Origin of the sequence: Salmonella sp. SAL04202 (assembly GCF_046550775.1) — a bacterium.
Lineage (GTDB): Bacteria > Pseudomonadota > Gammaproteobacteria > Enterobacterales > Enterobacteriaceae > Salmonella > Salmonella enterica.
In genome coordinates, this window is sequence record NZ_JBGDXK010000002.1 from 656,261 (window position 1) to 679,723 (window position 23,463).

Annotated in this window: 25 protein-coding genes; 7 read left to right on the plus strand and 18 right to left on the minus strand. The window is 53.5% G+C overall.

The window, feature by feature from the left end; translation table 11 throughout:
* Positions 1 to 4: 4 nt before the first annotated feature.
* From rpsI to zapE, 3 genes are all read right to left on the minus strand, one after another.
* On the minus strand, positions 5 to 397 hold the full coding sequence (gene rpsI, locus ACLJQJ_RS13480) for a 30S ribosomal protein S9 (protein ID WP_000829815.1): 393 nt from the start codon (positions 395 to 397) through the stop codon (positions 5 to 7).
* 15 nt (positions 398 to 412) lie between these two features.
* Positions 413 to 841: a 50S ribosomal protein L13 gene (gene rplM, locus ACLJQJ_RS13485; protein ID WP_000847559.1), complete on the minus strand. Its 429-nt coding sequence runs from the start codon at positions 839 to 841 to the stop codon at positions 413 to 415.
* A gap of 302 nt (positions 842 to 1,143) precedes the next feature.
* Entirely contained in the window at positions 1,144 to 2,268 is a 1,125-nt protein-coding gene (zapE, locus tag ACLJQJ_RS13490) for a cell division protein ZapE (RefSeq protein ID WP_063809197.1), read from the minus strand.
* Positions 2,269 to 2,460: 192 nt separating this feature from the next.
* Between zapE and zapG the strand changes: the two genes are divergently transcribed.
* From zapG to degS, 3 genes are all read left to right on the plus strand, one after another.
* Complete coding sequence (zapG, locus tag ACLJQJ_RS13495; RefSeq protein WP_001519074.1) at positions 2,461 to 2,859, plus strand: Z-ring associated protein ZapG; 399 nt, start codon at positions 2,461 to 2,463, stop codon at positions 2,857 to 2,859.
* A gap of 156 nt (positions 2,860 to 3,015) precedes the next feature.
* Positions 3,016 to 4,383 carry a serine endoprotease DegQ gene (gene degQ, locus ACLJQJ_RS13500; RefSeq protein WP_000716692.1) on the plus strand — a complete coding sequence of 456 codons (1,368 nt, stop codon included), beginning with the start codon at positions 3,016 to 3,018 and terminating at the stop codon, positions 4,381 to 4,383.
* 92 nt (positions 4,384 to 4,475) lie between these two features.
* Complete coding sequence (degS, locus tag ACLJQJ_RS13505; RefSeq protein WP_000497705.1) at positions 4,476 to 5,546, plus strand: outer membrane-stress sensor serine endopeptidase DegS; 1,071 nt, start codon at positions 4,476 to 4,478, stop codon at positions 5,544 to 5,546.
* Between the two features lie 33 nt (positions 5,547 to 5,579).
* Here degS and ACLJQJ_RS13510 read toward each other — a convergent pair whose 3' ends face one another.
* The 10 genes from ACLJQJ_RS13510 to mdh form a co-directional block, all read right to left on the minus strand.
* Positions 5,580 to 6,311 carry a triphosphoribosyl-dephospho-CoA synthase gene (locus ACLJQJ_RS13510; RefSeq protein WP_024792581.1) on the minus strand — a complete coding sequence of 244 codons (732 nt, stop codon included), beginning with the start codon at positions 6,309 to 6,311 and terminating at the stop codon, positions 5,580 to 5,582.
* A 19-nt stretch (positions 6,312 to 6,330) separates the two neighbouring features.
* The gene (locus ACLJQJ_RS13515) at positions 6,331 to 7,632 is read right to left on the minus strand and encodes an oxalacetate decarboxylase subunit beta (protein ID WP_108679517.1); all 1,302 of its coding nucleotides are present in this window, start codon (positions 7,630 to 7,632) and stop codon (positions 6,331 to 6,333) included.
* Positions 7,633 to 7,644: 12 nt separating this feature from the next.
* Positions 7,645 to 9,417, minus strand: coding sequence for a sodium-extruding oxaloacetate decarboxylase subunit alpha (gene oadA, locus ACLJQJ_RS13520; RefSeq protein ID WP_108679516.1), 1,773 nt, complete (start codon positions 9,415 to 9,417; stop codon positions 7,645 to 7,647).
* A gap of 15 nt (positions 9,418 to 9,432) precedes the next feature.
* Positions 9,433 to 9,675 (minus strand): oxaloacetate decarboxylase subunit gamma, encoded by a 243-nt coding sequence (locus tag ACLJQJ_RS13525; RefSeq protein ID WP_000180120.1) that lies wholly within the window; start codon positions 9,673 to 9,675, stop codon positions 9,433 to 9,435.
* A gap of 156 nt (positions 9,676 to 9,831) precedes the next feature.
* Positions 9,832 to 10,449 carry a L(+)-tartrate dehydratase subunit beta gene (gene ttdB / locus ACLJQJ_RS13530; protein WP_023218130.1) on the minus strand — a complete coding sequence of 206 codons (618 nt, stop codon included), beginning with the start codon at positions 10,447 to 10,449 and terminating at the stop codon, positions 9,832 to 9,834.
* Positions 10,449 to 11,348: a L(+)-tartrate dehydratase subunit alpha gene (ttdA, locus tag ACLJQJ_RS13535; RefSeq protein WP_000045349.1), complete on the minus strand. Its 900-nt coding sequence runs from the start codon at positions 11,346 to 11,348 to the stop codon at positions 10,449 to 10,451. The genes ttdB and ttdA overlap by 1 nt, the downstream gene beginning before the upstream one ends.
* Before the next feature lie 32 nt (positions 11,349 to 11,380).
* Complete coding sequence (locus ACLJQJ_RS13540) at positions 11,381 to 12,649, minus strand: SLC13 family permease (RefSeq protein WP_000433390.1); 1,269 nt, start codon at positions 12,647 to 12,649, stop codon at positions 11,381 to 11,383.
* A 210-nt stretch (positions 12,650 to 12,859) separates the two neighbouring features.
* Positions 12,860 to 13,525: a GntR family transcriptional regulator gene (locus ACLJQJ_RS13545; protein WP_001171585.1), complete on the minus strand. Its 666-nt coding sequence runs from the start codon at positions 13,523 to 13,525 to the stop codon at positions 12,860 to 12,862.
* Positions 13,512 to 14,141, minus strand: a complete 630-nt coding sequence (locus ACLJQJ_RS13550; protein ID WP_000723776.1) for a GntR family transcriptional regulator — start codon at positions 14,139 to 14,141, stop codon at positions 13,512 to 13,514. The genes ACLJQJ_RS13545 and ACLJQJ_RS13550 overlap by 14 nt, the downstream gene beginning before the upstream one ends.
* A 119-nt stretch (positions 14,142 to 14,260) precedes the next feature.
* Positions 14,261 to 15,199 (minus strand): malate dehydrogenase, encoded by a 939-nt coding sequence (gene mdh, locus ACLJQJ_RS13555; RefSeq protein ID WP_000861586.1) that lies wholly within the window; start codon positions 15,197 to 15,199, stop codon positions 14,261 to 14,263.
* Between the two features lie 414 nt (positions 15,200 to 15,613).
* Between mdh and argR the strand changes: the two genes are divergently transcribed.
* From argR to yhcN-B, 3 genes are all read left to right on the plus strand, one after another.
* Positions 15,614 to 16,084 (plus strand): transcriptional regulator ArgR, encoded by a 471-nt coding sequence (argR, locus tag ACLJQJ_RS13560; protein ID WP_001257852.1) that lies wholly within the window; start codon positions 15,614 to 15,616, stop codon positions 16,082 to 16,084.
* Positions 16,085 to 16,448: 364 nt separating this feature from the next.
* Complete coding sequence (gene yhcN / locus ACLJQJ_RS13565) at positions 16,449 to 16,712, plus strand: peroxide/acid stress response protein YhcN (protein WP_000695693.1); 264 nt, start codon at positions 16,449 to 16,451, stop codon at positions 16,710 to 16,712.
* A 103-nt stretch (positions 16,713 to 16,815) separates the two neighbouring features.
* The gene (yhcN-B, locus tag ACLJQJ_RS13570; RefSeq protein WP_000853277.1) at positions 16,816 to 17,082 is read left to right on the plus strand and encodes a DUF1471 family stress response protein YhcN-B; all 267 of its coding nucleotides are present in this window, start codon (positions 16,816 to 16,818) and stop codon (positions 17,080 to 17,082) included.
* Between the two features lie 59 nt (positions 17,083 to 17,141).
* On the opposite strand, the gene ACLJQJ_RS13575 is transcribed toward yhcN-B, so the two are convergent.
* The 4 genes from ACLJQJ_RS13575 to aaeX all read right to left on the minus strand — a co-directional run bounded on the left by ACLJQJ_RS13575 (position 17,142) and on the right by aaeX (position 20,702).
* The gene (locus ACLJQJ_RS13575; RefSeq protein ID WP_001103887.1) at positions 17,142 to 17,414 is read right to left on the minus strand and encodes a hypothetical protein; all 273 of its coding nucleotides are present in this window, start codon (positions 17,412 to 17,414) and stop codon (positions 17,142 to 17,144) included.
* 171 nt (positions 17,415 to 17,585) lie between these two features.
* On the minus strand, positions 17,586 to 19,553 hold the full coding sequence (gene aaeB / locus ACLJQJ_RS13580; RefSeq protein ID WP_000510913.1) for a p-hydroxybenzoic acid efflux pump subunit AaeB: 1,968 nt from the start codon (positions 19,551 to 19,553) through the stop codon (positions 17,586 to 17,588).
* A gap of 5 nt (positions 19,554 to 19,558) precedes the next feature.
* Positions 19,559 to 20,491 (minus strand): p-hydroxybenzoic acid efflux pump subunit AaeA, encoded by a 933-nt coding sequence (gene aaeA, locus ACLJQJ_RS13585; protein WP_000855134.1) that lies wholly within the window; start codon positions 20,489 to 20,491, stop codon positions 19,559 to 19,561.
* Between the two features lie 7 nt (positions 20,492 to 20,498).
* The gene (gene aaeX, locus ACLJQJ_RS13590) at positions 20,499 to 20,702 is read right to left on the minus strand and encodes a p-hydroxybenzoic acid efflux pump operon protein AaeX (protein ID WP_000051840.1); all 204 of its coding nucleotides are present in this window, start codon (positions 20,700 to 20,702) and stop codon (positions 20,499 to 20,501) included.
* A gap of 181 nt (positions 20,703 to 20,883) precedes the next feature.
* On the opposite strand from aaeX, the gene aaeR reads away from it, so the two are divergent.
* Entirely contained in the window at positions 20,884 to 21,813 is a 930-nt protein-coding gene (gene aaeR / locus ACLJQJ_RS13595) for an HTH-type transcriptional activator AaeR (protein WP_000440300.1), read from the plus strand.
* Between the two features lie 121 nt (positions 21,814 to 21,934).
* Here aaeR and tldD read toward each other — a convergent pair whose 3' ends face one another.
* Positions 21,935 to 23,380 carry a metalloprotease TldD gene (tldD, locus tag ACLJQJ_RS13600; protein WP_000055940.1) on the minus strand — a complete coding sequence of 482 codons (1,446 nt, stop codon included), beginning with the start codon at positions 23,378 to 23,380 and terminating at the stop codon, positions 21,935 to 21,937.
* Positions 23,381 to 23,463: the final 83 nt, after the last annotated feature.

Sequence of the window (23,463 nt, forward strand, 5' to 3'; positions counted from 1 at the left end):
CCCATTAACGTTTGGAGAACTGCGGACGACGACGTGCTTTACGCAGGCCGACTTTCTTACGTTCAACCTGACGAGCGTCACGAGTAACGAAGCCAGCTTTACGCAGTTCGCCACGCAGGGACTCGTCGTATTCCATCAGAGCGCGGGTGATACCGTGACGGATCGCACCAGCCTGACCAGAGATACCACCACCTTTAACAGTGATGTACAGATCCAGTTTCTCAACCATGTCGACCAGTTCCAGCGGCTGACGAACTACCATGCGGGCAGTTTCACGACCGAAGTACTGTTCCAGAGAACGTTGGTTGATAACGATTTTACCGTTGCCCGGTTTGATGAAAACGCGAGCTGCGGAACTTTTGCGGCGACCAGTGCCGTAGTATTGATTTTCAGCCATTGCCTATAATCCCGATTAGATGTCAAGAACTTGCGGTTGCTGTGCCGCGTGGTTGTGCTCGTTGCCCGCGTAAACTTTCAGTTTACGGAACATAGCACGACCCAGCGGGCCTTTTGGCAGCATGCCTTTAACCGCGATTTCAATCACACGCTCAGGACGGCGGGCAATCATCTCTTCAAAGGTCGCTTGTTTGATACCACCGATGTGGCCGGTGTGGTGATAGTACACTTTGTCAGTACGCTTGTTGCCGGTTACAGCAACTTTGTCAGCGTTCAGAACGATGATGTAATCACCGGTATCTACGTGCGGAGTGTATTCCGCTTTGTGCTTACCGCGCAGGCGACGAGCCAGTTCAGTAGCCAGACGGCCCAGAGTTTTACCGGTCGCGTCAACAACATACCAGTCGCGTTTTACGGTTTCTGGTTTAGCTGTAAAAGTTTTCATTAAAAGCTTACCCAAATAAATAAGTTACACGTTGGTGAACACCCAAACGTTTTAAATAGTTGAGGTTCACACGACAAAGTCCGGTAAACCTACCCCCTCGGATATGTTTGGCCGGCACAGAGAAAGTTTGGGAAAAAACTCTCTTGTAACGTGGGGTCGCAGGATTATAGAGAAGTCCAGGTCAAAGATCGACCCCTTTTTGCGATTTGCCGCGGGTTTTGTTCAGGCCTGGTTCCCCCTCCGGTAGGGGAGGTTGCACAGATATGATACCGCACAATGCCGGGGCGCTGCGCTTGTCCGGCTTACGGCATATGCTCCCGCTTGAGATACTCCGCACTCTGCATCTCTTGCAGGCGCGACAGACAGCGCTGAAATTCAAACTTGAGCCGCTCCCCCTGATAAATCTCATATAACGGCGCGGCGGCGCTGACCACCAGCTTAACGTGGCGCTCGTAAAACTCATCCACCAGCGCAATAAAGCGGCGCGCTTCGTTCTCCATCAGCGGCGTCATGACCGGCACGTCAAACAGCAGAACCGTATGAAATAACCTTGAGAGCGCAATGTAATCATGCTGGCTGCGGGCCTCGACGCACAGCGTAGCGAAAGAGACCGCTAGCGTTTGGTTTTCAACGCCCAGGGTGGATAAAGGGCGATGATTGATTTCCAGCGTCGGAGCGTGCTCGCGCGCGGCCCCCGCTAACGCCAGCCACAGTTTATCCATTTGCCGCCGGGTTTCATCATTAAGCGGCGTTAGCCATAAATGGGCCTGCGTCAGCGTCCGTAGCCGGTAATCGACGCCGGCGTCCACATTCATAATGTCGCAGTGCTGTTTAATGGCATCGATAGCCGGCAGGAAGCGGGCGCGTTGCAAACCGTTGCGGTAGAGTTCATCCGGCGGAATATTGGAGGTCGCGACCAGCGTAATGCCGCGTGCAAACAGCGCTTTCATTAAACCACCCAGCAGCATGGCGTCGGTAATATCGGTGACGAAAAACTCATCGAAACACAGTACGTCCGTCTCGGTTTTAAACCGATCGGCAATAATGTCTAACGGATCGATCTGTCCCTGTAACGCGGTAAGCTCTTCATGCACGCGCAGCATAAACCGATGAAAATGCAGGCGTAGTTTTCGCTCGCCCGGCAGGCTGTAGTAGAAGAGATCCATGAGCCAGGTTTTGCCGCGACCCACGCCCCCCCACATATACAGCCCGCGAACCGGTATTTGCGCGTCCGGTTCGTTTTTGCCTAATAATTTCCCCAGTCGCGCTATCAGACCGCCGGGTGGCGTAGCCGACGATTTTTTCGCGGTGAGCGCCTGATAAAGGGTTTCCAGACGGTCGACCGCCTCTTTCTGTACGTCGTCAGGCTGATGGGTGCCTTCGTTGAGTGCCTGGAGATAACGCGATGTAGGGGAAAGGCTTTGCATAATGTTATTGTTATTCCTTGAAAATCGATGTGCCGTCGTTCATGGCTGACGAAAAAAAGGCCGTTCTACACTACGCGATATGCTGTCGGGATTCCACTTCTACGGAATTAGCGGTTATAGTGGCATAATCAGGCGCGGGCATGGAGCCTGGAGCCAACACCCTACGGAAACATAAGACAACGGGAGATGTTCATGACCTGGGAATATGCGCTAATTGGATTAGTCGTCGGTATCATCATTGGTGCCGTGGCCATGCGTTTTGGTAATCGTAAGTTACGTCAACAGCAGGCATTGCAGTACGAACTGGAAAAAAACAAAGCTGAGCTGGAAGAGTACCGTGAAGAGCTGGTTAGCCACTTTGCCCGCAGCGCGGAACTGTTGGATACCATGGCGCATGATTACCGCCAGCTGTATCAGCATATGGCGAAAAGCTCCAGCAGCCTGCTGCCGGAAATGTCTGCGGAGTCGAATCCGTTCCGTAACCGTCTGGCGGAGTCTGAGGCGAGCAACGATCAGGCGCCAGTACAAATGCCACGTGATTATTCTGAAGGCGCGTCTGGCCTGTTACGTAGCGGCGCAAAGCGCGATTAATCGCACGCCGTTAAGAAATTTATCGGGCGCATCGCTTGCGCCCTCTCTCTATCTTTCCTGTCCCAGCTATTATCATTGTTACCAGGCTGAAAATTCAATAACATCAATCTGTTTTGAATTGTCTATCCGTTCATTCAAGGTACGAGAGCAGCATCCATGAAAAAACACACCCAGCTGTTAAGTGCATTAGCGTTAAGTGTCGGATTAACTCTTTCGGCACCGTTTCCAGCCCTTGCATCGATACCAGGCCAGGTGCCAGGCCAGGCGACGCTGCCAAGCCTTGCCCCTATGCTGGAGAAAGTGCTGCCTGCTGTCGTCAGCGTAAAAGTCGAGGGAACCGCCGCCCAGAGCCAAAAAGTGCCGGAGGAGTTTAAAAAATTCTTTGGCGAGGATCTGCCAGACCAGCCGTCCCAGCCGTTTGAAGGACTCGGTTCGGGGGTGATTATCGATGCCGCGAAAGGCTATGTATTAACCAATAATCATGTGATTAATCAGGCACAGAAGATCAGTATTCAACTGAATGACGGACGCGAATTCGACGCGAAGCTGATCGGCGGCGACGACCAGAGCGATATCGCTCTGTTACAAATTCAGAACCCCAGCAAGTTAACGCAAATTGCCATCGCCGATTCCGACAAACTCCGCGTCGGCGATTTCGCCGTGGCGGTCGGTAATCCGTTTGGCCTTGGGCAAACCGCCACCTCCGGGATTATTTCAGCGCTGGGACGCAGCGGGCTTAATCTGGAAGGGCTTGAGAACTTTATTCAAACCGATGCCTCTATTAACCGCGGCAACTCCGGCGGCGCGCTGCTTAACCTGAACGGCGAGCTGATCGGGATTAATACCGCGATCCTCGCGCCAGGGGGCGGGAGCATCGGCATTGGCTTTGCTATTCCTTCCAATATGGCGCAGACGCTGGCGCAGCAGTTGATTCAGTTCGGCGAAATCAAACGCGGATTGCTGGGAATTAAAGGCACTGAAATGACCGCTGATATCGCTAAGGCATTCAAACTGAACGTTCAGCGTGGCGCTTTTGTCAGCGAGGTTTTACCCAATTCAGGTTCGGCGAAGGCCGGGGTGAAATCCGGAGACGTGATTATCAGTCTTAACGGTAAGCAGCTGAATAGCTTTGCCGAACTGCGTTCACGTATCGCCACCACCGAACCGGGCACGAAAGTGAAGCTGGGCCTGCTGCGCGATGGTAAGCCGCTGGAGGTGGAAGTCACGCTGGATTCCAATACCTCTTCTTCCGCCAGCGCCGAAATGATCGCCCCGGCGTTGCAAGGCGCGACGTTGAGCGACGGCCAGCTGAAAGACGGGACGAAAGGCGTTAAGGTTGATAGCGTCGAAAAAAGCAGTCCTGCCGCGCAGGCCGGTTTGCAAAAAGATGATGTTATCATCGGCGTTAACCGCGATCGCATCAGTTCTATCGCCGAAATGCGCAAAGTGATGGCGGCAAAACCGTCCATCATTGCTCTTCAGGTAGTACGCGGCAACGAGAACATTTATCTATTGCTGCGCTAATCCTGTCTTAAACCGGGCATCAGCCTGCGATGTGATGTCCGGTTAACTCATGGTATGCTGCTGCCGTTCCCTTTTTTAACGACGCCTCCATCATGTTTGTGAAGCTCTTACGTTCGGTCGCAATAGGTTTAATTGTCGGCGCTATTCTGTTGGCCGTCATGCCTTCTTTGCGCAAAATTAATCCTATCGCCGTCCCGCAATTCGACAGTACCGATGAGACGCCAGCCAGTTATAATTTTGCGGTTCGCCGCGCCGCGCCTGCCGTCGTCAACGTCTATAACCGCAGTATGAACAGTACCGCGCATAATCAACTGGAGATCCGCACGCTGGGTTCCGGCGTGATCATGGATCAACGCGGTTATATTATTACCAACAAGCACGTGATTAACGATGCCGATCAGATTATCGTCGCGCTACAGGATGGCCGCGTCTTTGAAGCGCTACTGGTGGGCTCCGATTCGCTTACCGACCTGGCGGTGCTGAAGATCAACGCCACTGGCGGGCTGCCTACCATCCCGATTAATACAAAGCGTACACCGCATATTGGCGACGTCGTACTGGCTATCGGCAACCCATATAATCTGGGACAGACCATCACCCAGGGGATCATCAGCGCAACGGGTCGTATCGGCCTGAACCCGACGGGGCGACAGAATTTTCTCCAGACCGACGCCTCGATTAACCACGGTAATTCCGGCGGCGCGCTGGTCAACTCGTTAGGCGAACTGATGGGGATCAACACCCTCTCTTTTGATAAGAGTAACGATGGCGAAACGCCGGAAGGCCTTGGTTTTGCGATTCCCTTCCAGCTAGCCACGAAAATTATGGATAAGCTTATCCGCGACGGTCGCGTGATTCGCGGCTATATCGGTATTGGCGGACGAGAAATCGCGCCGCTGCACGCGCAGCAGGGTAGCGGCATGGACCCGATTCAGGGCATTGTCGTTAATGAAGTGACGCCAAACGGCCCCGCCGCGCTTGCCGGTATTCAGGTTAATGATTTGATTATTTCGGTCAATAATAAACCCGCCGTGTCCGCACTGGAGACGATGGATCAGGTGGCGGAAATCCGCCCGGGCTCTGTCATTCCGGTCGTGGTAATGCGGGATGATAAGCAGCTCACGTTCCAGGTGACGGTGCAGGAATACCCGGCGTCGAACTAAAACGACGCGGCTTTTGCCCGCGTCGTTCGACGACTAGTCAATAAAGACTGGCCCTGCCGGAAAATGCGCCAGGAAACTCGTGAAGATCAGCAGAGCGGGGAGACTTTTCTCCCCGACGGCTTCTTCACGCAGCGCCTTATCCAGTACAAGCAGGCTATGCTCCCCCCCTTCCCCCAAAATGCCGCCCATCCAGAGCAGTCGTTGCGCCTGTTGACGCGCATACTGCGATGCGCTTTTCCAGGCGACCAGATGCAGCAACGTTTGTAACAGCAGGACCCGAGACGCGTGACCATCGCGTTGCAATCGCCTGAATACGGGTAATGCAATACTACGTACCGTCGAGAAACCGCTCGCCGCCTCCCCCTCAATCGGCGATAAACCAACAGCCGCCTGTTTGACGAAATCGCATAACTGATTGTGTGTTAATGGCCGCTCGCCTGCGCTCATATACCCTGCGGCAAAACAGAGTAACCCGATACCCTGAGCCCAATCGGTTGATGGCAGAATCCCCTGCGGAACATTCGGTGCCGACGTCTGTGCGGCACAAAGCCCCTCGTCGTAACACTGTGCAAAACGTTGCTCATGTATTGCTGAGTTGACGCCGGACCACGGCAGCAAATGCAGCGCTGGCTCAAGCTCAGTTATCTGATTCACCGTCTCAACAACATAGCGCAAGATGGTTTCTCTGGATGGCATGGATGTACCTTGCCGAAACGCAACCATTTCACTCATTACTGTGTCCTCATTTTGCGGGAGCAGAATCACTGCCCCCGGTTAGATTGGATTACATCGCCAGCACGTATTTCAGCATCACGCCCGCCGCAATGGCCGAGCCAATCACCCCGGCCACGTTCGGCCCCATCGCGTGCATCAGCAGGAAGTTCTGCGCGTCTGATTCCAGGCCCACCTTGTTCGATACGCGGGCCGCCATCGGCACCGCCGACACGCCGGCGGAGCCAATCAGCGGGTTGATTTTGTTCTTACTGCACAGGTTCATCAGCTTCGCCATCAGCACCCCGGCCGCCGTCCCGATACCAAACGCAATCACCCCCAGCAGCAGAATGCCCAGCGTCTGCGGCTGCAGGAACTTGTCCGCCACCAGTTTTGCGCCCACCGACAGCCCGAGGAAGATGGTCACGATATTAATCAGCCCGTTCTGTACCGTGTCGCTCAGACGCTCCACCACGCCGCTTTCACGCATCAGATTGCCAAAGCAGAACATCCCCAGCAGCGGCGCGGCGTCCGGCAACAGCAGCGCCACCAGCAGCAACAGCACCGCCGGAAAGAGGATTTTTTCCCGCTTACTCACCGTGCGCAGCTGCACCATGCGGATTTTGCGCTCTTTCTCGCTGGTCAGCGCGCGCATAATCGGCGGCTGGATTAACGGCACCAGCGCCATATACGAGTACGCCGCCACCGCGATGGCCCCCAGCAGCTCCGGCGCCAGCTTGCCCGACAGATAAATCGCCGTCGGGCCGTCCGCGCCGCCGATGATGCCGATGGCCGCCGCCTGCGGCAGGGTGAAGCTGATAAGGCCGAAGTAGTTCAGCGTCAGCGCCCCCAGCACGGTGGCGAAGATGCCGAACTGCGCCGCCGCCCCCAGCAGCAGGGTGCGCGGGTTGGCCAGCAGCGGGCCGAAGTCGGTCATCGCGCCCACGCCCATGAAGATGACCAGCGGCGCGACACCGGAGCCAATCGCCACTTTATAGAACAGCGCCAGCACCCCCGGCGTGTAGCCCATGTCCACCGCCAGGTTCTCCATCTGGCTCTGCACCGACGGCAGAGCAAGGGCCAGCGCTTCCTTGATGGCGTGCACGTCCGGCGCGCAGTTCAGCTTCGCGGCAATCACCGCCAGCTGCCCGGCGTCGTGATGCGCCAGCAGGCTTTCCAGCGCGGTCAGCGCCATGCCCGCTTCCGGGATGTTGGAGAGCAGGCCGCCGAAGCCAATCGGCAGCAGCAGCAGCGGCTCGAACTTCTTCGCAATCGCCAGCCACAGCAGCAGCAGGCTGACCAGCAGCATGATGGCCTGGCCTGCGCCAAGGTGCATCAGCCCCATGCCCTGAAGCAGGGCGTTCAGACTTTCCATTTCAGTTCTCCGTTACGCCAGCGTCATCAGGGTGTCGCCGACGGAGACCGCGTCCCCGGACTTCACCGCAATGCCGCGTACCGTACCGGCCTGCGCGGCGCGGATTTCGGTTTCCATCTTCATGGCTTCCAGAATCAGCAGCACGTCGCCTTCGGCCACCGTCTGGCCCTCGGTGGCAATCACCTTCCAGATGTTGCCCGCCAGCGGCGCGGTGACCGGGGTGCCGGCGCCTGCCGGAGCAACCGGGGATGCCGCCTGAACCGGCGCAGACGAAGCCGCCGTCAGCTGGCTGATATCGCCGCCGTCGCTGACCTTCACCACAAAGGCTTTGCCTTCCACTTCCACGGTGTAGATACCGGAAGCTGCAGGCTTCTCTGCTTTTGCCACCGGCTGCGCGGTTTCCGCCTGCGGCACCGGCTCAAACGCCGCCGGGTTGTGGCGGTTTTCGAGGAATTTGAGGCCGATTTGCGGGAACAGCGCCACGGTGAGCACGTCGTCGATGGCGTTTCCCGCAAGCTGAATGCCCTTCTCCTGCGCCTGGCGCCTGACGTCCGCTTCCAGTTCAGCCAGTTCCGGCTTCAGCAGGTCCGCCGGGCGGCAGGTCACCGGAGCGCCCCCTTCCAGCACGCGGGCCTGTAACGCGGCGTTCACCGGCACCGGGGTGTGGCCGTATTCGCCTTTCAGAATGCCCGCCGTTTCTTTGGCAATGGTTTTGTAGCGCTCGCCGGTCAGGACGTTGAGCACCGCCTGGGTGCCGACAATCTGCGAGGTCGGGGTCACCAGCGGGATAAAGCCGAGGTCCTCGCGCACGCGGGGGATTTCCGCCAGCACCTGGTCGAGTTTGTCCGCCGCGTTCTGCTGCTTCAGCTGGCTTTCCAGGTTGGTGAGCATTCCGCCCGGTACCTGGGCCACCAGAATACGGCTGTCGTAGCCCTTCAGCTGGCCTTCAAAGGCGTGATACTTTTTGCGCACCTCGCGGAAGTACGCGGCGATGTTTTCCAGCTTCAGGATATCCAGCCCGGTGTCGTGTTGCGTTCCGGCGAGAGTGGCGACCAGCGCTTCGGTGGCCGGGTGGCCGTAGGTGGCGCTCATGGAGGAAATCGCCGTGTCCACGCCGTCGACGCCCGCTTCGATGGCCTTCAGCAGGGCCATCTCCGCCATCCCGGTGGTGGCGTGGCAGTGCAGGTGCAGGCGCACGTCATAGCGTTTTTTGATTTCGCTGACCAGGTCATACGCCGCCATCGGTGTAAGAATGCCGGACATATCCTTAATCGCAATGGAATCGACGCCGGTTTCCAGCAGTTGCTCCGTTAAATCCAGCCAGGTCTGCAGGGTGTGCGCCGGGCTGGTGGTGTAACTCAGGGTCCCCTGGGCGTGCGCGCCGTGGCTGCGCACCGCCTGTAATGCGGCTTTCATATTGCGCGGGTCGTTCATGGCATCGAAGACGCGGAACACATCCATGCCGTTTTTCACCGCGCGTTCAACGAAGCGCTCCACCACGTCATCGGCGTAGTGGCGGTAGCCGAGCAGGTTCTGGCCGCGCAGCAGCATCTGCAGGGGAGTCTTCGGCATGGCCTTTTTAAGCTCGCGCAGGCGCAGCCACGGATCTTCGCCGAGAAAGCGGATACAGGCGTCAAAGGTGGCGCCGCCCCAGCACTCCAGCGACCCGTAGCCCACGTCGTCGAGCTGAGCGGCAATCGGCAGCATGTCATCAAGGCGCAGGCGGGTGGCGAACAGGGACTGGTGGGCGTCGCGCAGGACGACATCGGTAATGGCAATAGTCATGGATCCCTCCGGAAATTAAGCGTTAAGGCGGTGATGGTGAATGGCGGCGGCAATCACCGGCTTTAAGCGGGTGAAGTCGTCCACGGCGGGAACGGCGCGCGGTGCGGGCGCGGCGACGGGTTCCGGGAAGAAGCGAGTAATCACGGCGGACATGCCGCGGATGGCGAAAATCAGCAGGAACAGAAACGCCAGCACGAATCCCATGCCGAGGAACATCAGGGTGAAGCCTTCACCTAATAGCAGAGCTGCATTAGTCATAAAATAGCCTTCAGGCAGGAGGCACGATAATGGGGCTATTTATGACGATGAAATAATAAGGGTGGATTTCCCTGAGCCGCCCCCGGCCAGAGCCCTTGGTTATTATTATCGTCATAACGTATTACCACCATTATCGTGCAATTTACGTAATCAGGTTTATTTGATGAAACTTACGTTCTGGCATATTTCATCAGCGACGAGCTCTTTACGCTGATTAAAAATAATTTTGTTCTGTTCAAACAGATTATTCCCATGGGTATCAATAGAAACAATCAGCGGGCCAAACTCTTTAACCCGACAGACCCACAGCGTTTCCGGCATCCCCAGATCGCGCCATTGGGCATCTTCAATTTCTTCCACGCACACGGCGGCTACAACCGCACAACCGGCAGGGAATACGCAGTGCAGCGCTTTGTGTTCAGCACAGCCCTCTTCGGTACCTTTACCCATACCGCCTTTACCCACAATTAATTTCACGCCGGTCTGCGCAATAAATTCTTTTTCGAATTTCTCCATACGCATGCTGGTGGTTGGTCCAACGGAGACCATTTCAAACTTATCGTCTTCGCCTTTAATTGGGCGGACAATGGGGCCAGCGTGTAAAATAGCGCCGCCGCGAACATCTACCGGAAGTTCGCGACCACCTTCAATTAAACGGCGATGGGCTACGTCACGGCAGGTAACAATATGACCGTTGAGATAAATAATATCGCCAGCCTTAATATCCGCTAAATCTTCATCTTTAATTGGCGTAGTCAGGATTTTTTTAGTCATCAGAAATTCACTCCGCTGTGAGACGTAATGGTGTAATTCAAATCTTTATCGAAAACGATATGCCCTTTACGGTGCGACCAGCAGCCGACGTTTACCGCCACGCCGATGGTAGAAGGATGACGCGCGGTGTTTTCAATGTTCACGCCCATAACGGAGGTATTACCGGACATCCCCTGCGGCCCCAGGCCAATTTTGTTAATGCCGTCTTCCAGCATTTTTTCCAGCGAGGCTGCACGCTCATTCTCGTTATGCGAACCGATCGGACGCATCAGCGCTTTTTTCGATAGCAGTGCCGCCGTTTCAACAGAGGTCGCTACGCCCACGCCAACCAGCAGCGGCGGACACGCGTTGAGGCCGTAGCTGGTCATCACATCCAGTACAAAGCGGGTCACACCTTCATAGCCTGCACCCGGCATCAGCACCATCGCTTTCCCCGGCAGAGAACAACCACCGCCTGCCATATAGGTATAAATGCTGCACTGGTCGGAATTGGGAACGATCTCCCAGAAGACCGTCGGCGTACCTTTACCCACGTTTTTACCGGTGTTGTATTCATCAAAGGTTTCTACGCTGTTGTGGCGCAGCGGAGAATCTACAGTTGCTTTGATCACCGCCTCACGCAACAACGCTTCCAGCTCGCCAATCAGCGGAAAGTTCGTCCCGCACTCCACCAGAAACTGAATGACACCGGTGTCCTGGCAGGAAGGTCGATCCAGCTCTTTCGCCAGACGCTGGTTCTCAATCATGGTAGTAAAGATGACGTCGGCCAGTTTACTGGTCTCTTTCTTATGCAAATCTTCCAGTTTTGCAGTGACATCATCAGGCAAAACTTTGCCGGTATATCCCACAAACTTGGCCATAACGTCGGTCATATGGGATATCTGTTCACTTTTGCTCATAAATGCTCCTTAGTCAGAACAGCTTCCGTTAATTACGGATGAAAAGGGAAAAGGATTGGCAGCAGGATCAAGCTGACAATGGTTGAAACGATAATCAGGGGGATACCGGCCTTAGCGTAGTCGACAAATTTATAGCCACCCGCGGAGAGCACCATCATGTTGGCAGGCATACCGATAGGGGTTGCGTAGGCGCAGGAACCGCCAATGACCGTCGCCATCAGAACCGCACGCGGGTCGGCCCCCATGCCTGCGGCAATGGACAAACTCACCGGCACCAATAGCGCTGTCGTTGCGGTATTGGACATAAAGTTGGTCATCACAACGGATAAGGCGAAAACGGCGATCAGCAACATGAACGGTGAGGAGTTTTGCCCCAGCATGCCGATTACATAGTCCGCAACCAGCTTGCCTGCCCCGGTCATTTCCAGCGCTTTTGCCAGCGCCAGGGTGCCGCCAAAGATAAAAATAGTCTGTGAATCAATGGCTTTATAGGCCTGTTTTTCCGTGAGTACGCCGCTTACTACCAGCACAAGAGCGCCAATACAACCGGTCACGGCCAGGCTGACACCGATCTTCTTCTCAAAGATCATGCCGAGGATCGTTGCGATCAACACCACGAGTGAGAGCCGTTGTTTCCACTGTGGAACATGGCTGTAGTCACGTTGCTCCCCGACGCTCCCCACCTCACCGCCGGTCGCATTATTCGGCAGAAAGCGATAGCCAATAGTCAGGAAGTAGAGAATGCCGCAGATGAGCATCGGGAGACCGATTTTTGCGTATTCAAAAAAGCCAAAGCCGCCGCCAATATTCTGTAGCGCAGACTGCGCGATAAGATTTCCCGGCGCGCCAATTAACGACAGGTTACCGCCCAACGCAGCGGCGAAAACCAGCGGCATCAGTAGACGAGAACGCGAGAAGCCCGATTTTGCCGCCACGCCGATCACCACCGGAATCAAAACCGCAGCGGTACCGGTGTTAGAAAGGACGCCAGACATCAAACCCACCACCACCATAATGGTGAAGATCAGCTGTTTTTCTGTTTTCGCGAAGCGCGTGATGACGCCGCCCACTTTGTTTGCCATACCGGTCTCGAACAACGCGCCGCCCACGATGAACATCGCGACAAAGAGGATGACGTTAGTGTCGATAAAGCCAGCAAAGGCCTGTTTGATATTCAGAACGCCGGTGATCACTAAGGCCACGCAGACAATCATGGAAGTGACGGCCAGTGGCACTTTTTCCCATACAAACATGACGATAGCGAACACCAATAAACATAAGGTAAGGGTAATGGGTTCCATATTTATAATTATCCAATCAATGATATATGATATTGTATCCAATGTTGACAGGGAGAAATTATTCCCATACAAAAACTAAGTCAAATCGTTTCTCAGGAAAGATGCAGGAGTGGGATCTACATCAAGATCGTGGTTAGATCGTTACTGGACGTGATTAATAGAATTGAAGAATTGGTTGAAGCGCCTGCGATGCTCACGCAGGCGAAAAGATCAGGCAGAAGGGTCACCAACATAGCGGGTCAGCATATTCTCCATTGAGCGAATAATGTGTTCGCGCATGCGCTGGCGTGCCAATGTTTCATCATGAAGTTCAAGAGCTTGCAGAATACTTTTATGTTCCTGAATGGAAATCACGGCATACTCTTCTTCGGTGACCTTATGGCCCATCGACAGGCCGTTCCACATATTACAGAGCAACATTTTCATTTTTTCGTTGCCAGCAACATTCCATATTTCCATATGAAATGCCTGATTCAGGTCGGAGTATTCCGCCGAGTTATTTTCCGCGAGAGCCTTTTCAGCGGCATAATGCACCTGGGCTATCCGCGAGATATCGGTGCCAGGACGAGAAGCTTTAGCCACCGCCTCACTTTCTAACAGCGCGCGAATTTCATAGTGTTCACGGATCGTTTGTTCATTGATGCCCAACACCACCGCCCCTTTATTAGGGCGCACTTTTATCAGCCCATCCGCCGCCAGAATCTGAAACGCCTCGCGCACTGGCATACTGGACACGCCGACCATTCTGGCAATGCCTTCTAACGTAATCTCCTGCCCTTCCACTAACTCCCTCGAAAGAATCGCTTTACGCAGCACTGCCGCGACCTGTTCTTTCGCTGAAAGAAGCTTAATCTTCCCTAACTTAGGCTTCTGCACTTTCCCAATCCTTCATATGTTGACGCATTATTTCTGCTAAAGAGAGGAAATAACGCTGCATAACTTGCCCAATCTCATCACGCCGCCCCTGGCGTATGACGTCAGCCAGTTCAGCGAAAAGCTGCGCCGACTCCTGATTATCTTTTTTCAGATGCAAAATAACATAAGAGACATAACCGTCCAGGAACTGCTGATACACCTTTTCCAGATAGCGGTTATTCACATAAGAAATCAGCATCGCATGACACTCCAGTTCGCAGGATTTATCTTCTGCGACAGCCAGCGCTTGCGCACGTATCAGGAGGGCATCGCCTACTTCGCTGGGTATCAGCGAAAACATTTCGGCGGCCATCGCGGCAATCACGCGAAAAATATGACTCACGCGATCGGCCTCAAGATGCGCGACCTGCATGTGCCTGTTGGGCAGTCGGATTAAAAAACCTTCCTGTTCGAGTGACTGTAGCGCTTCTCGAACCGGCATTCGTGAAAGACCAAGCTGCTCCGCAATACTTTCCTGCGCGAGTTCTTCTCCCGCTTTTATATTGCCGGAAAGAATTTCATAGCGAAGCATTTGCGTAATGTGATCGCGGGTTTGCGTTCTTTGGATCTTTTTCACGACGTTCTCGTTAATAACCGATAAGACGTGAGGAGTTTAGCAGATTTAGTACTTGATTTCGTGGCTTGTTTACAGTCAAAGAAGCCGGAGCAAAAGCCCCGGCATCGGGCAGGAACAGCTTATTTATTAATAAAATCTTCACCCAACTGAATATCTTTTTTCAGCGTATCCAGCATAGCGTCCAGCGAATGTTGCTCGAAAGCGCTCAGTGTGCCGATGGATTTACGCTCTTCTACACCGTTTTTACCCAGCAGCAGCGGCTGAGAGAAGAAACGGGCATACTGACCGTCGCCTTCCACATAGGCGCATTCCACCACGCCTTTTTCGCCCTGCAGAGCGCGAACCAGTGAAAGACCGAAACGCGCGGCAGCCTGACCCATAGAGAGGGTTGCCGATCCGCCGCCAGCTTTCGCCTCGACGACTTCAGTACCGGCGTTCTGAATACGTTTAGTCAGCTCGGCCGCTTCTTGTTCGGTAAAACTTACGCCTGGAATCTGCGACAGCAGCGGCAGAATCGTCACGCCGGAGTGTCCGCCAATCACCGGCACTTCAACTTCCGTTGGCAGCTTACCTTTCAGCTCTGCGACAAAGGTATTAGAGCGGATGATATCCAGCGTGGTAACGCCAAACAGTTTGTTTTTGTCGTATACGCCTGCTTTTTTCAGCACTTCCGCCGCAATCGCAACGGTGGTGTTCACCGGGTTGGTGATAATGCCCACGCACGCTTTCGGGCAGGTTTTAGCGATCTGCTGCACCAGGTTTTTCACGATGCCAGCGTTAACGTTAAACAGGTCGGAACGGTCCATACCCGGCTTACGCGCCACACCCGCAGAAATCAGTACTACGTCAGCGCCTTCAAGCGCCGGGGTTGCGTCTTCACCGGAGAAACCTTTGATTTTTACAGCGGTGGGGATGTGGCTCAAATCAACGGCCACACCGGGAGTCACTGGAGCGATGTCGTACAGGGAGAGTTCTGAACCTGAAGGCAGTTGGTTTTTTAAAAGTAATGCCAGCGCCTGACCGATACCACCAGCAGCGCCGAGGACTGCGACTTTCATCCTAAACTCCTTATTATATGATTAGCTAAGTGTCTATTGCTCCGCGGCGGCGACCTTAATTCACAAATTCAATGATTACAATCCTCACTCATCAAGAATGCGGAGTCGCGCAATTTTGGCTTTTATGCATTTAATTTGCGTAATCCGGATCGACTGCAACCAGAGAGCAACGTTCCTACAGGTGGTGACAATATACCCTACTATCCTCTCAAAACAACATCATTTTGATAACAATTAATTTACTTTTAATCTTATTTGCGAGGCGTGACACAGGCATGTTTCTTGATAACGAAATTTGATAAAATTCCGCTCTTTCATAACATTATTTCAGCCTTAAACAAGGCAGACTGTTTGCATAAAAATTCATCTGTATGCACAATAATGTTGTTTCTACTGCCATATTACGGGTGACTTATGCGAAGCTCGGCTAAACAAGAAGAACTAGTAAGAGCGTTTAAAGCGCTCCTCAAAGAAGAAAAATTCAGCTCACAGGGCGAAATCGTCCTCGCGTTGCAGGATCAGGGCTTTGAAAATATCAATCAGTCCAAGGTCTCGCGCATGTTGACTAAGTTCGGCGCAGTGCGTACACGTAACGCAAAAATGGAAATGGTGTACTGTCTTCCGGCTGAACTGGGCGTCCCAACAACATCCAGTCCGTTGAAAAATCTGGTGCTGGATATCGACTATAACGACGCTGTCGTGGTGATTCATACCAGCCCCGGCGCGGCACAACTCATCGCGCGCCTGCTGGATTCACTGGGGAAAGCAGAAGGTATTCTCGGCACGATTGCCGGCGACGATACTATCTTCACTACGCCTGCCAGCGGCTTTTCCGTAAGAGATCTGTACGAAGCCATTCTGGAACTTTTTGAACAAGAGCTTTAGTCCCACTTCCTCCGTCGTCGTACGGCGGAGGCACCTTTTTGTCCTCTCCCCTCGCCGCTTTCCTGTACAGCTATCATTTGGCAAATCATGCCCTTAAACATTCACCACATGAATGACAAATCAAAAAAACGCACAAAATGTCAAATTTATTAAGACATTGATTTTATTTTATTTTTTAAATGACAGCGGCGAAAAACAGCAATTTTAATTCCATAACGTTATAAAAAATAAAATTTTTAATGTCTTTAAAAAGCAGAAACAATTAGCGTGGTATTAATTAATCGCGTGATTAGTGTATACTTAATTTTGTGATGAGGGTCACGAAACAAAGACCCCAGTAAAGGAATTCGACGAGGTAAAAATCATGAAAATCAAAACCACTGTTGCAACATTAAGTATTCTGTCCGTTCTCTCTTTTGGCGCTTTCGCCGCAGAACCTATCAGCGCAGAGCAAGCGCAAAACCGTGAAGCAATCGGATCGGTTTCAGTCAGCGCTATCGGCTCATCGCCTATGGATATGAACGCCATGCTGAGCAAAAAAGCGGATGAACAAGGCGCTACGGCCTACCACATTACCGAAGCGCGTAGCGGCAGCAACTGGCACGCCACTGCCGAACTGTACAAATAAAATTCACCTGCCATCGCATATAACGTGTCGTTACTTCGCGGAGATATCGCATAAGAAAAGCCCATTAATCCGCGAGGTTGACCCTATAAAGGAATAAAAGACCATGAAAACGAAATACATTATCGCATCACTCGGCCTGGCCACTCTGCTCTCTTTCGGCGCAAATGCCGCAGTACATCAGGTCAACGCGGAACAGGCGCAGAATCTGCAACCGATGGGCACCATTTCCGTCTCGCAGATTGGCAGTACGCCAATGGATATGCGCCAGGAGATCGTCGCTAAAGCCGAAAAAGCAGGCGCTAATAGCTATCGCATCATCGAATTAAAAGAAGGTGATAACTGGCACGCCACCGCCGAGTTGTATAAGTAAACCCTCGTCGTCTAACCCGACGACTTGCCCCCGCCTGTCGGGGGCTTTTTTATGCTTTTTCAATGCCGGACATTAAACCGTAGCCGCCCCTCCAGCTCTTCTTCCGCTTCATCAAAGAGTAAAATCAGCGCCCCGTAGCGCCTGCGCAGTTTATCAGGCAGGTGAACGAACTCAATCTCTAGCGGTAGGGGTAAGATATCGCTCATTACCGCATCCCATAATGTATCAAGATCGCTTACTTTCTCACTGGCAAGACCAAACGTCTGCGTAAACTCGCGATAAAAATCGCTTTGGTTTTTAATATCATTAAAATCAAAAGTATAGACATTCATAGCCAGCCACCATCCCCGACAGACAATTGTCTGTTTTACTACTAAGCATCATTATGCAGAGGTTTCACTTCCAGAAACGCTTTTAGCCCCGGAGCACTCTTGCGCTGTTTTTGTATCTCAAATAAGTATAGTCATAAAAAAACCGACGCTTTTGGCATCGGTTCTTGTGGGTTAGCTATCGGTAAGCGCGTTCTGGTATTTATGTAACATGCCCGTCAGGCGTTTAACCGGTTCCGTCACCTGCGGCGGCGCCTCCCAGATACGTAATTTCTCCTGATAGATATCCAGCTCATCCAGCAACTGACCAAAGTAGCGTCGCCGTTTATCATCGCTTCCGGCGGAAATAACATGGTCTGCGGTACGACGAAGCTGGCGGTGGAACACTGACAGGTCTTCATTAACCGGTATCGGCGCGTCGCGTAGACGTTGATGAGCAATGATCATCGTTAGCGCCAGGCGAAACTTCGGCAAATCGCCAGGGAATTTATTCATCAGCAAAAAGAGTTGCTGATATAACGCAGGCAGACGGTTTTCTTTACGACGTACCACGTTGGTCGTCATTGCCGAGACCGCAGCGGAAACAAACTGATTAAGCAGCACGCGACCGGTTCGATCTTTGGATTTATCACGCACCAGCAGGATGACGATAAACGCCAGCATACAGCCGACTATTTGCCCCAACGCGCTATCGAGGAACTGGCTGAAATGGAACGTCATCGGATTATCCAACACAATAATGTTAATCGTACTGGCCAGCGCCCCCATTGACCCCAGACGCCGTTTCTGGACCTCAATGCCGATAAAGAACCCCAATACCGCCAGGCTCAAACATAACAACAGCATACTTTGCTGCGTATTGGGAATAATCACCAGGAAATAGAGCAATCCCAGCGGCAACGCCGCCAGAGTGCCATAAATAAAATCAATGCAGACCATGCGCGGATTGGGTAAACGCATCGCCAGCGAGGTCACCACGGCAATCATCACCATCGCGCCATTACCCGATGTCCAGCCGGTCCATAGCCAGAATAATGTCCCCAGAATGCAGGAAAGCGTGGTGCGCCAGAAGTTCACCATCGCATGGTGGCGTTCAGCGGATTCCACTTTAACTACGGGCTCGCCTTGCAGGATCTCTTCTTCCGTCGCGCTGATTTTGGTGTTACTGATCACGCCGCGTTTAAGCAATAGATAGCGCGTCGCAGCGCCTACCCAGCTATAAAGCGTGACGGGCGTTTCGCGCTCACCGGTCCAGACAATGACACGCCGCATCCGTTTTAACTGCCTGTGGACGTCCTGTACCGTTTCAACCGGCGTCTCGAACAGTTCCCGGAATGTATCGGTAATCAGTTCCGGCCGCGTGTTTTGAATAAGATAAGTTTCACAGGATTGCGTAATCAGCGTGAGCGAAAGCGTATTCAACGCTTTCAGGCGGCGGTTAGCGCGTACCCAGCGCGAAGATTCCATATTCAGATTACTTCGCATTCCCTCCAGCGCCGCCGTGCGTCGCACCAGATCGCCCCAGGCGTTGTCGACTTCTTCGCTGTCGCCATGCTTAATACAAAGTTGCATTAGCTGATATTGCGCTACCAGTAAACTGTCCAGTTCGCGATCAACCTCCTGCTTTATCGATCGCGGCGAGAAAAGCAGATCCGCTAAAATAGCGCAGCCAATGCCGATGACGATTTCGCTACAGCGCTCAAGCGCAAATTGCGGCGTGAGCAGCGGCTCCGTCTGAATGGTAATCACAATGATCAGCGCAGTATAACCTGACAGTCCCCACGCATAAGAGTTTTCGATCCGTACTAAAGAGGAGATCCAGGTACAAAAACCGGCCCAGACACAGCACACCAGAATCATCAATAGCGGCGCGCGGATCATAGAGATAATAATGATAAGCGCGGCGATACAGCCAATAAACGTCCCGATAATACGCAACATTCCGCGATAACGGATAGCGCCGGAATAGGGTTCCCCGCCAGCGGCAAATGCCGGGCCTGCCGCCACGATCGCGGCGGTCAGCACCGCCCAACGCGGCGTCTCCAGTTGAAAATGGAAGCCGATAAATAATGCCAGCACAATGGCGCACGCCAGCTTTACCGCAAAACGAATGTGCTGGTTGGCAATGGAGAAAATGCCCATGACGATTAACCGAATTCGCGCAGCCGGTGCGCCAGTTTACGGAAGAAGGAGTCCTGGCTTGCGTCACGATCCTGCTTACCGGTGATCACGACGGTTGCCGTCGTACCGGCAGGCCACAAATTCCCCTGCTGCTCGTCGAGCCGGATGCGCACCGGAACACGCTGGGCCAGACGCACCCATTCGAGGTTAGAGTCTATCGTCGCCATCCCTTTCGCATCGCTGGTACTGCTGGCATTCGTTACCCCTGCCGCCACGCTATCGACGGTACCTTTTAATACCCGGTTGCTGCCAAGCGGCGTGATTTCGGCACGATATCCCGGACGCACGCCTTCCAGCTTGGTCTCTTCCATATAGGCCTGCACGTAAAAAGAGTTCTTTTTCACCAGGGCAACGGCCGTGGAACCGCGGGTAATAAATTCACCGGCATAAACATTGAGGTTAGTCACCCAGCCGTCGGCAGGCGCGCGAATGACGGTGCGTTCCAGATCGAGTTTAGCCAGATCGCGCGTCGCCTGGGCTTTAGCCAGTTGATGCAGTACAGTCTGCAAGACATTGTTCGCCTGATCGATCTCTTCCCGGGACATCGCCTGTACGCCGAGGCGATTACGGCGACCGGCTTCCTGGCGTTTTTCCTGCGCCAGGACCTGATAATAGGCTACATCAGCTTCCGCTTCCGCCAGCGCTTTTTGATAGCGTGGCTGATCGATGGTAAACAGGACCTGATCCTTTTTCACCAGTTGGTTATCATGCACGTTTACATGGGTAATCAGGCCCGCGACATCCGGGGCAATAGCGACGACATCGGCGCTAAAACGCGCGTCACGCGTCCAGGGAGATTCGGTGTAATACACCCAGGCGCGGAAAATGGCGATAAAGGCCAGAATAACCAGTACGAGGGTAATGGCCGTACGGGAGAGTTTTCTTGTTAGTGTTTTCACTTCAACCTCAAACGAACAGGCGCGATATTAAATAAAACAGACAACAATACAGCGCGGTATTGAACAGAGCCGGATGCCAGACAAAATCATAGATACCCGTCGGCACAAGCATCCGACGCACCAGCCAAAAAATAGCCAGTGACAAAAGCAATTCGAAAAATATCGGTGGGAAGGAAAGACCAAACACCACGATAACGGGAAACAGACTCATGTTGACCTTGATTTCTGAGAGAGAGCAGGCGATAGATTGTTAAGCTACATCGCCGCAGAGAAGGGCAAGAGACGCCAGGCGAGAGCGACATAGCTCTTATTCGAATAATAGTATATTAACGTAATTGTTATGCTGTTATCTATATTATGTGATCTAAATCACTTTTAAGCCAGAGTGAATAATGGAACGATTAAAACGAATGTCGGTATTCGCCAAAGTTGTCGAGTTTGGCTCTTTTACCGCCGCAGCCAGACAGCTGCAAATGAGCGTATCGTCCATCAGCCAGACTGTGGCGAAACTGGAAGATGAGCTTCAGGTTAAATTGCTCAACCGCAGCACACGCAGCATTGGGCTCACCGAAGCTGGAAAAATCTATTATCAGGGCTGTCGTCGTATGCTGCATGAAGTGCAGGATGTTCACGAGCAGCTTTACGCTTTTAATAACACGCCTATCGGTACATTGCGTATCGGCTGTTCTTCAACCATGGCGCAAAATGTGCTGGCCGGGCTTACCGCAAAATTATTAAAAGAGTATCCCGGTCTGGCGGTCAATCTGGTGACAGGAATTCCGGCCCCGGATTTAATTGCCGACGGGCTGGACGTGGTGATCCGCGTGGGCGCGCTGCAAGACTCCAGCCTGTTTTCCCGTCGACTCGGCGCGATGCCGATGGTTGTGTGCGCCGCCAAGCCCTACCTCGCTCAGTACGGCGTCCCGGAAAAACCCGCCGATCTCAGTAGCCATTCCTGGCTGGAATATAGCGTGCGCCCGGATAATGAGTTTGAACTTATCGCGCCGGAAGGAATTTCTACCCGACTGATTCCACAGGGGCGGTTCGTCACTAACGATCCGATGACGCTGGTACGCTGGCTGACCGCCGGAACCGGAATCGCCTATGTGCCGCTGATGTGGGTGATCGATGAGATCAATCGTGGCGATCTGGAGATCCTGCTGCCTCGCTATCAGTCCGATCCTCGTCCGGTGTACGCGCTGTACACCGAAAAAGATAAGCTGCCGCTTAAAGTGCAGGTAGTGATTAACGCGTTAACTGACTATTTTGTCGATGTCGCACACCTGTTTCAGGGGATGCACGGGCGAGGGAAAGAAAAATAAAAACACCGGGTAATTGCTGAAGACGATTGTAGCCAGATGCCACCCGACGCAGACATTTCCTGATGGCGCTGCGCTTATCAGGCCTGGGCGGCACACACCACAGGCCTGATAAGGCGGACAGTTATGCGGTGCCGCCAACCGTCAGGTTATCGACTTTCAGCGTCGGCTGGCCTACGCCTACCGGCAGACTTTGACCCTCTTTACCGCAGACCCCCACCCCGTTATCCAGCTTAAGGTCATTGCCGACCATGGAGATCTGTTGCATCGTTTCAATGCCTGATCCAATTAACGTCGCGCCCTTCACCGGCGTCGTGACTTTGCCGTTTTCAATCAGATACGCTTCCGAGGTAGAAAACACAAACTTGCCGGAGGTGATATCTACCTGACCGCCGCCAAAGTTAGGCGCATAGATGCCGTACTCAACGGATTCGATAATTTCCTGCGGCGTTGACTGCCCCGCCAACATATAGGTATTCGTCATACGCGGCATCGGCAGATGCGCATAAGATTCGCGCCGCCCGTTACCGGTCGGCGCAGCGCCCATCAGGCGCGCGTTCAGCTTGTCCTGCATGTATCCTTTCAGCACGCCATTTTCAATCAATACGTTGTACTGGCCTGGCGTACCTTCATCATCGATAGCAACGGAGCCACGACGGTTCATCATTGTGCCGTCATCCACTACGGTGCAAAGCGCGGAGGCAACCTGCTCGCCGATCTGACCGCTAAACACAGACGTCCCACGACGGTTAAAATCACCTTCCAGCCCGTGACCGACCGCTTCGTGCAGCAATACGCCCGGCCACCCGGCGCCCAGAACCACCGGTAACGTCCCCGCTGGCGCAGCGACCGCGGAGAGATTAACCAGCGCCATGCGTACCGCTTCTTTCGCCCACGCGTCGGCACGAACCTCGCCGTCGAGATCGGCAAGAAAATACTCATAACCAAAGCGACCGCCGCCGCCGCTGGCGCCGCGCTCGCGTTTACCGTCTTCTTCCACCTGCACGCTAACGGACAACCGCACCAGTGGACGGACATCCGCCGCCAGCGTCCCGTCGGTCGCCGCCACGAGGATTAATTCATATACGCCGGTCAGGCTGGCGTTAACTTCCTGCACGCGTTTATCGGCTTCTCGCGCCACTTTGTCAACGCGTCTGAGGATATCCAGCTTCTCTTCGCGGCTCATACTTTGCAGCGGATCAAGGGTGGTGTAGAGCGGCTGATGCGCTACGGCGGCGAGCGTTTTTACCTTGCCTTCGCCGTTCTCGCGTACAATGGTTCGCGCTGCCTGCGCACTCTGCTCCAGCGCCAGGAGGCTGATCTGGTCAGCATAAGCAAAACCGGTTTTTTCGCCGCTAATGGCGCGAACGCCAACGCCCTGGTCGATATTATATGAACCATCTTTAATGATGCGGTCTTCTAAAACCCAGGATTCGTGATAGCTCGACTGAAAATAGAGGTCGCCATAATCAAGACGGCGTTCGGCCAGTTGGCCCAAAATAGCGAATAGATCCTGATGGTTCAGGCCATTCGCCGCTAGCAATTGTTCACTTACCAGGTTCAGACTCATCGTTTTTGCTACTCGTTGATTTCTGCCGGATGGCGGTTCACGCCTTATCCGGACTACGTTGTTAGATTGTACAAACCGGATAA

Coding starts and splice junctions, on each gene's coding strand:
- ttdB (WP_023218130.1), bottom strand. CDS start 10,449: ATGACTAAAAAAATCCTGACTACGCCAATTAAAGATGAAGATTTAGCG.
- mdh (WP_000861586.1), bottom strand. CDS start 15,199: ATGAAAGTCGCAGTCCTCGGCGCTGCTGGTGGTATCGGTCAGGCGCTG.
- ACLJQJ_RS13540 (WP_000433390.1), bottom strand. CDS start 12,649: ATGGAACCCATTACCCTTACCTTATGTTTATTGGTGTTCGCTATCGTC.
- zapG (WP_001519074.1), top strand. CDS start 2,461: ATGACCTGGGAATATGCGCTAATTGGATTAGTCGTCGGTATCATCATT.
- aaeX (WP_000051840.1), bottom strand. CDS start 20,702: ATGAGTCTGTTTCCCGTTATCGTGGTGTTTGGTCTTTCCTTCCCACCG.
- yhcN-B (WP_000853277.1), top strand. CDS start 16,816: ATGAAAACGAAATACATTATCGCATCACTCGGCCTGGCCACTCTGCTC.
- argR (WP_001257852.1), top strand. CDS start 15,614: ATGCGAAGCTCGGCTAAACAAGAAGAACTAGTAAGAGCGTTTAAAGCG.
- yhcN (WP_000695693.1), top strand. CDS start 16,449: ATGAAAATCAAAACCACTGTTGCAACATTAAGTATTCTGTCCGTTCTC.
- tldD (WP_000055940.1), bottom strand. CDS start 23,380: ATGAGTCTGAACCTGGTAAGTGAACAATTGCTAGCGGCGAATGGCCTG.
- ACLJQJ_RS13525 (WP_000180120.1), bottom strand. CDS start 9,675: ATGACTAATGCAGCTCTGCTATTAGGTGAAGGCTTCACCCTGATGTTC.
- degQ (WP_000716692.1), top strand. CDS start 3,016: ATGAAAAAACACACCCAGCTGTTAAGTGCATTAGCGTTAAGTGTCGGA.
- ttdA (WP_000045349.1), bottom strand. CDS start 11,348: ATGAGCAAAAGTGAACAGATATCCCATATGACCGACGTTATGGCCAAG.
- rpsI (WP_000829815.1), bottom strand. CDS start 397: ATGGCTGAAAATCAATACTACGGCACTGGTCGCCGCAAAAGTTCCGCA.
- rplM (WP_000847559.1), bottom strand. CDS start 841: ATGAAAACTTTTACAGCTAAACCAGAAACCGTAAAACGCGACTGGTAT.
- aaeB (WP_000510913.1), bottom strand. CDS start 19,553: ATGGGCATTTTCTCCATTGCCAACCAGCACATTCGTTTTGCGGTAAAG.
- ACLJQJ_RS13515 (WP_108679517.1), bottom strand. CDS start 7,632: ATGGAAAGTCTGAACGCCCTGCTTCAGGGCATGGGGCTGATGCACCTT.
- degS (WP_000497705.1), top strand. CDS start 4,476: ATGTTTGTGAAGCTCTTACGTTCGGTCGCAATAGGTTTAATTGTCGGC.
- zapE (WP_063809197.1), bottom strand. CDS start 2,268: ATGCAAAGCCTTTCCCCTACATCGCGTTATCTCCAGGCACTCAACGAA.
- ACLJQJ_RS13575 (WP_001103887.1), bottom strand. CDS start 17,414: ATGAATGTCTATACTTTTGATTTTAATGATATTAAAAACCAAAGCGAT.
- aaeR (WP_000440300.1), top strand. CDS start 20,884: ATGGAACGATTAAAACGAATGTCGGTATTCGCCAAAGTTGTCGAGTTT.
- oadA (WP_108679516.1), bottom strand. CDS start 9,417: ATGACTATTGCCATTACCGATGTCGTCCTGCGCGACGCCCACCAGTCC.